This window comes from Lysinibacillus sp. NPDC093216 (genome assembly GCF_050280325.1).
GTDB lineage: Bacteria > Bacillota > Bacilli > Bacillales_A > Planococcaceae > Lysinibacillus.
On the sequence record NZ_JBNNVB010000041.1, the window covers coordinates 23,975 to 29,659 of the forward strand.

The 5,685-nt window shown below is 37.8% G+C and carries 6 protein-coding genes; 2 read left to right on the forward strand and 4 right to left on the reverse strand.

Going from position 1 to position 5,685, the window contains the following annotated elements; translation table 11 throughout:
• The first annotated feature begins 329 nt into the window (after positions 1-329).
• Complete coding sequence (locus ACQKOG_RS25590; protein ID WP_370083177.1) at positions 330-1,046, forward strand: hypothetical protein; 717 nt, start codon at positions 330-332, stop codon at positions 1,044-1,046.
• Positions 1,047-1,287: 241 nt separating this feature from the next.
• Here ACQKOG_RS25590 and groL read toward each other — a convergent pair whose 3' ends face one another.
• Together groL and groES are read right to left on the reverse strand one after the other, a co-directional pair.
• Positions 1,288-2,919 (reverse strand): chaperonin GroEL, encoded by a 1,632-nt coding sequence (groL, locus tag ACQKOG_RS25595; protein WP_370083181.1) that lies wholly within the window; start codon positions 2,917-2,919, stop codon positions 1,288-1,290.
• A 139-nt stretch (positions 2,920-3,058) separates the two neighbouring features.
• Complete coding sequence (groES, locus tag ACQKOG_RS25600; RefSeq protein WP_049667833.1) at positions 3,059-3,343, reverse strand: co-chaperone GroES; 285 nt, start codon at positions 3,341-3,343, stop codon at positions 3,059-3,061.
• Positions 3,344-3,517: 174 nt separating this feature from the next.
• On the opposite strand from groES, the gene ACQKOG_RS25605 reads away from it, so the two are divergent.
• On the forward strand, positions 3,518-4,282 hold the full coding sequence (locus ACQKOG_RS25605; protein ID WP_370083185.1) for a CPBP family intramembrane glutamic endopeptidase: 765 nt from the start codon (positions 3,518-3,520) through the stop codon (positions 4,280-4,282).
• Positions 4,283-4,375: 93 nt separating this feature from the next.
• Here the strand turns inward: ACQKOG_RS25605 and tatC are convergent, their stop codons facing one another.
• Positions 4,376-5,197 (reverse strand): twin-arginine translocase subunit TatC, encoded by an 822-nt coding sequence (gene tatC / locus ACQKOG_RS25610; RefSeq protein ID WP_370083187.1) that lies wholly within the window; start codon positions 5,195-5,197, stop codon positions 4,376-4,378.
• Between the two features lie 18 nt (positions 5,198-5,215).
• On the reverse strand, positions 5,216-5,401 hold the full coding sequence (locus ACQKOG_RS25615; RefSeq protein ID WP_370083189.1) for a twin-arginine translocase TatA/TatE family subunit: 186 nt from the start codon (positions 5,399-5,401) through the stop codon (positions 5,216-5,218).
• Between the last annotated feature and the right edge of the window lie 284 nt (positions 5,402-5,685).

Below are 5,685 nucleotides of genomic sequence, written 5' to 3' on the forward strand. Positions count from 1 at the left end.
ATCCACCACAACCATATCCACCACGTCCGATGCCATTTCCAGGCGGGCAATATCCTGGCTTACCAGGCCAACCAGGTTTACCAGGATTCCCTGGATTAAACCTACCAGGAATGTAGATTTGTCACCTGACATATTGGAAGTCCAAGATAAATGACTTAGCAAAAAGGCTATCCAGAAGTTCAAATACGAACTAATGGATTGCCTTTTTATTGTTTATTAGAAACTATTTTTGATAAAAAAACTATGGAAGTGAAAACATGTCTATAAAATTCTCAGCCATCCTACATATTCGCGCATTTAATGAGCACAGTATATAGAGAGGTGTATCTATGTGTAACGTAAAAAAAATAACTTTATGTATGATTAGTCTACTATTAATTAATTTGAGCATTGTATCTTCTTTCGATGCAAAAGAATTGAGAAGATTAAATGGACTTAAAGCACAAATAAAAGGCCTAGAAAATCGTTTGAAAAACCTTGAGCCGATAAAACCCCAAACAATTGCTGATCCTCCTTTTCCAGAATTAACTCCTCCATCAAAATTTGTTACACTTTCACAATTGATCGAGAATGGCACTACTATTCCTTATGAGGTTATCGTCAATAATCCTGGCTATAAGAGACCCGCTTATGAAGAGTATTGGCATAGCTCAATCGGTCGGTGGAGCTATGTTCCAACTAGAATTCATTATGCACTGCATCGACTATTTACGAATTACGATGTTGCTCTTTCCGAATGGTACGACTTTGAACAAAATATGGGATTCACGATTCCATTGTTTCAAAATGAATCGGATTTAGATTTATATATTGTCGCGTTCCAATCTGATATTACGGCAGTTTATACGTTGGGGAATCAGGTGGTCGTTGTTGTATATCCAAGAAGAACCGGTGTTCAAGTGGTTACTATAAAAACAAGCGCTATACATCCCACAAATACCGAAGAATCTTTACTTGTGCAATTATCAACTCAAGCAGGAGAAGAAATCGATTATGCGCTTATCTCTTATATTTCTCCTGATTTTAGATTGAAGCAAAAAGAATAACTCTAAGCTACTTTTTCGGAGTTTTTTATTAGCAGGTTTGCTCCACTTTATCAGCGATTGTTGGGATTTTATCAGCGATTTTGCTACTTTTATCAGCGATTGTCGGAGGTTTATCAGCGATTTTGCTACTTTCATCAGCGATTGTCCATATTCTATCAGTGATTCACTAAAATATATTCGCTAAAGCATAAAAAAATCACTTCTCAATTTGAGAAGTGATTTTTTTGGCTGGAGCCGTAGATTACATCATTCCTGGCATGCCGCCCATACCAGACATATCTGGCATTGCTGGAGCTGCTTCTGGAATGTCTGCTACAACTGCTTCTGTTGTTAAGAATAGAGCTGCGACAGATGCTGCGTTTTGTAGAGCTGAGCGAGTTACTTTCGCTGGGTCTACTACGCCCGCTTCCATCATGTTTACCCATTCGCCTGTTGCAGCGTTGAAGCCTACACCGATTTCTTCGCGTTTTAGGCGATCTACGATAATTGAGCCTTCAAGACCAGCGTTGTTTGCGATTTGACGAACTGGCTCTTCTAAAGCACGCAGAACAATTTTCACACCAGTTGCTACGTCGCCTTCTTCTGCATCTGCAACGTTTTCAACTGCTGCATATACGTTAAGAAGTGCCGTACCACCACCTGATACGATACCTTCTTCAACTGCTGCACGAGTTGAGTTAAGAGCGTCTTCAATGCGTAGTTTACGTTCTTTTAGTTCTGTTTCTGTTGCAGCACCAACTTTGATTACTGCTACACCACCTGCTAATTTTGCAAGGCGTTCTTGTAATTTTTCTTTATCGAATTCTGAAGTTGTTTCAGCAAGCTGAGCACGGATTTGACCAATACGGCCTTCGATTGCATCTGCACCGCCAACACCTTCTACGATTGTTGTGTTGTCTTTTGTAACAACAACTTTCGCAGCGCGACCAAGTGATGTAATATCAGCTGATTTAAGGTCTAAGCCTAGTTCTTCTGTAATTACTTGACCACCTGATAAAATTGCGATATCTTCAAGCATTGCTTTACGACGGTCACCAAATCCTGGAGCTTTAACCGCTACAGCATTGAATGTACCACGAAGTTTGTTCACTACAAGTGTTGCAAGAGCTTCACCTTCAACATCTTCAGCGATGATTAATAGTGGACGACCTTGTTGTACCACTTGTTCTAATAATGGTAATACTTCTTGGATGTTTGTAATTTTTTTATCAGTAATTAAAATGTATGGGTTATCTAATACCGCTTCCATTTTATCTGTATCTGTTACCATGTAGTGTGATGCATAGCCACGGTCGAATTGCATACCTTCAACTACATCAAGTTCAGTTGTGAAGCCTTTAGACTCTTCAATTGTAATAACACCATCGTTACCCACACGTTCCATTGCTTCTGCAATTAATTGCCCTACTTCATCATCAGCAGCAGAGATTGCCGCAACTTGTGCGATTTCTTCTTTGTTGCTTACTGGGCGAGAAATAGCGTGTAATTCTGTAAGGGCTGCTGCAACTGCTTTGTCGATCCCTTTACGAATGCCTACAGGGTTTGCACCAGCTGTTACGTTTTTCAAGCCTTCACGAATAATTGCTTGCGCTAATACTGTTGCAGTTGTTGTACCGTCACCAGCGATTTCGTTTGTTTTAGAAGCAACTTCTGCTACTAATTTTGCCCCCATGTTTTCGTACGGGTTTTCTAGTTCGATTTCTTTCGCAATTGTTACACCATCATTTGTAATAAGTGGTGAACCGAATTTTTTTTCTAAAACTACGTTACGACCTTTAGGCCCTAGAGTAATTTTTACTGCGTTTGCTAATTTATCTACACCTTGTAGCATTAATGAACGAGCGTCTTCTGAGAATTTAATATCTTTTGCCATTTGAATTTACCCTCCTGAAATGGAATATTCGTTAAGCTTCATCAATATATTTATAAAAATTTCGCCATACTGTCATTGCCATCTATTTTTTTGTTTATCTATGACAATCACTAAAGGCATTTACTTTAAAAGTATTAACTTATTCAATAATTGCAAGAATATCGCTTTCGCGTAAAATTAGGTATTCATTACCTTCATATTTAACTTCTGTACCAGAGTATTTTGAGAAAATAATGCGGTCGTCAACTTTTACGTCAAGCTCTACACGTTGCCCGTTCTCTAAAATGCGACCCGTCCCAACTGCTACAACTTTACCTTCTTGCGGTTTTTCTTTTGCAGAGTCTGGCAGTACAATACCGAATGCAGATTTTTCTTCTACCTCGATTAGTTCGATTACAATACGATCTCCTAGTGGTCTTAACAAGTGAAACAACCTCCTATTAATTAATTATATACTTGAAAGTTTATTAGCACTCTATCTAGTCGAGTGCTAATACAATTATTATGATAATCAATCACACTTTTTTTTGCAAGTCAGAACTTCGAAAAATTTTGTTTTCTTTCCATATTCCTCTACAATAGAAAGGTAGCATAATGAATGGAAAGGATTTTGACTGTGAACAATTCTCAAAAAATAACTAAACATAAAAAAACAGCCCTTTATGTTTTACTGATCTATATCCTCATGCAAATATCAGGGATATTACTGGCAAAACCGTTTCACAAGATGGTCATGAGTACAACCGGTTTGCCTAGTGAGCAAGCTGCTCCGCTTACTCAAGGCTGGTATATCGCACTTAGTTTTGCCATTGCGTTAATTCTAAGCTTAATCCTAACATCTCGCGATAAAGCTTTTTGGAATATTTATAAAGGAAAGAAAGAAACTATACCACTGTCAATTATGTGGGGAATTATCGGTTTCTTCTTAGTTTTCTTCGGCCAAATGATTGGCGCAGCTATCGAAATGGCTGTATTCGGTATCCAAGGTGGATCGGAAAACACAGCTGATATTGTAGCTATTGCAAAAGGCGCTCCTATTGCGATATTAGCGATTGTCGTGTTTGGGCCAATATTAGAAGAATTCGTTTTCCGTCGTGTTATTTTCGGATCGCTTGTCCAAACAACGAATTTCTGGATAGCCGGTATAATAAGCGCCATTTTCTTTGCCCTTATTCATTTCGACTTCACACATATCTTGCTTTATACAATTTGCGGATTGATTTTTGCCTTCTTATATCACAAAACAAAACGCATTTGGACGTCCATTATCGCCCACGTTATGCTAAATGGTTTTGTGACGCTTGTACAATTGTATGCAGAACCATTGCAAAAGTTTCTTGAAGAACTAGAAAAAATGCAATAAAAATCAGTGGGAGTTTTTCTTCCCACTGATTTTTATTTAAAGTTAAGCTGACGAAAAAGCTCGATGCTACTAATTAGCATCGAGCTTCTATTATTATTGATTCAATTCTTCGATTTGACGTCTCTGCTGTTCAAGCGCCTCTTCAATCTGGCGTTTTTGCTCAGCCTCTTGTTCTTCCTTCATTCGCATTTCCTCTGATTTTAAGTATTTCTTATAGCCAATACGAGAAATCATAATGCTAATTTCATAAAGAACAAACAACGGTACTGAAACCATTAAGTGCGAAGCTAATTCAGGCGGTGCGATTAAAGCAGCACATACAAATAAACCAAAGTATGAGTACTTACGAATACGAATTAGTAACTCAGGAGATAAAATCCCAATACGCGAAAAGAACAGGACTACAATCGGCAATTGGAAAAGGAAACCAAAAGGTATTGTAAGTTTAAATAAAAACGAAAAATATTCATGTATTCCAATCGTTTGCTGAATTTCTAATTCATTTGATAAATTCATCATAAACTTTATGACGTAAGGGAATAGTAAAAAGTATGAAAAAGATAGCCCTGCTAAAAACAATATAAACGAATACGGTATATAGCTTAAGGTTGCTTTTCGTTCTACGTCCCTTAATCCTGGACTAATAAAAGCCCATAATTGATACATCAATACCGGAGAAGATAGGATAAATGCTATTAAAAAAACGACTTGGATATAAATTGCAAGTGGTGTTACTACATCAAATGCATGAAGCTCAATATTATAATTCGCCCCAGTAGATTGAAGGTATTTAACAAGCGGCTTCGCAACAAAAAAACCGCCAGCCATAGCGAGAACAAAGAAAACGGCAACAATGAAAAGCCGTTTTCTTAATTCTTCTATATGCTCAATGACAGTTAGATCTCTTGGATTCATTCCACAAACATCCTAACTTTACTTATCTAATTCTTTCTTTTTCTTGTCATCATCATCTTCGTCAGCTAATCCTCTAGTAGCATTTTTGAATTCACGTAATGTTGAACCAAATGCTTTACCAAGCTCTGGTAACTTCTTAGGACCAAAAATTAGTAATGCGACAATTCCGATAATAATGAGGCTCATAGGACCAATACCACCCATTAAAGCCACCTCCTCTTTATATCCATCATTTTAACGCATATTTCGCCATTTTGCTAACTAATAATATGTGAAAGTTTTTCGTCACTCTCTCATTTTATCTCATACTTTTATTGACAGAAACTGTGAGCTATACTAATTATTCCTTGGCATAATTGCTGCTGTCGCTTCGCTTTCGCGCAGAAAACATTTGCTGCTGTCGCTTCGCTTTCGCGCAGAAAACATTTGCTGCTGTCGCTTCGCTTTCGCGCAGAAAACATTTGCTGCTGTCGCTTCGCTTTCGCGCA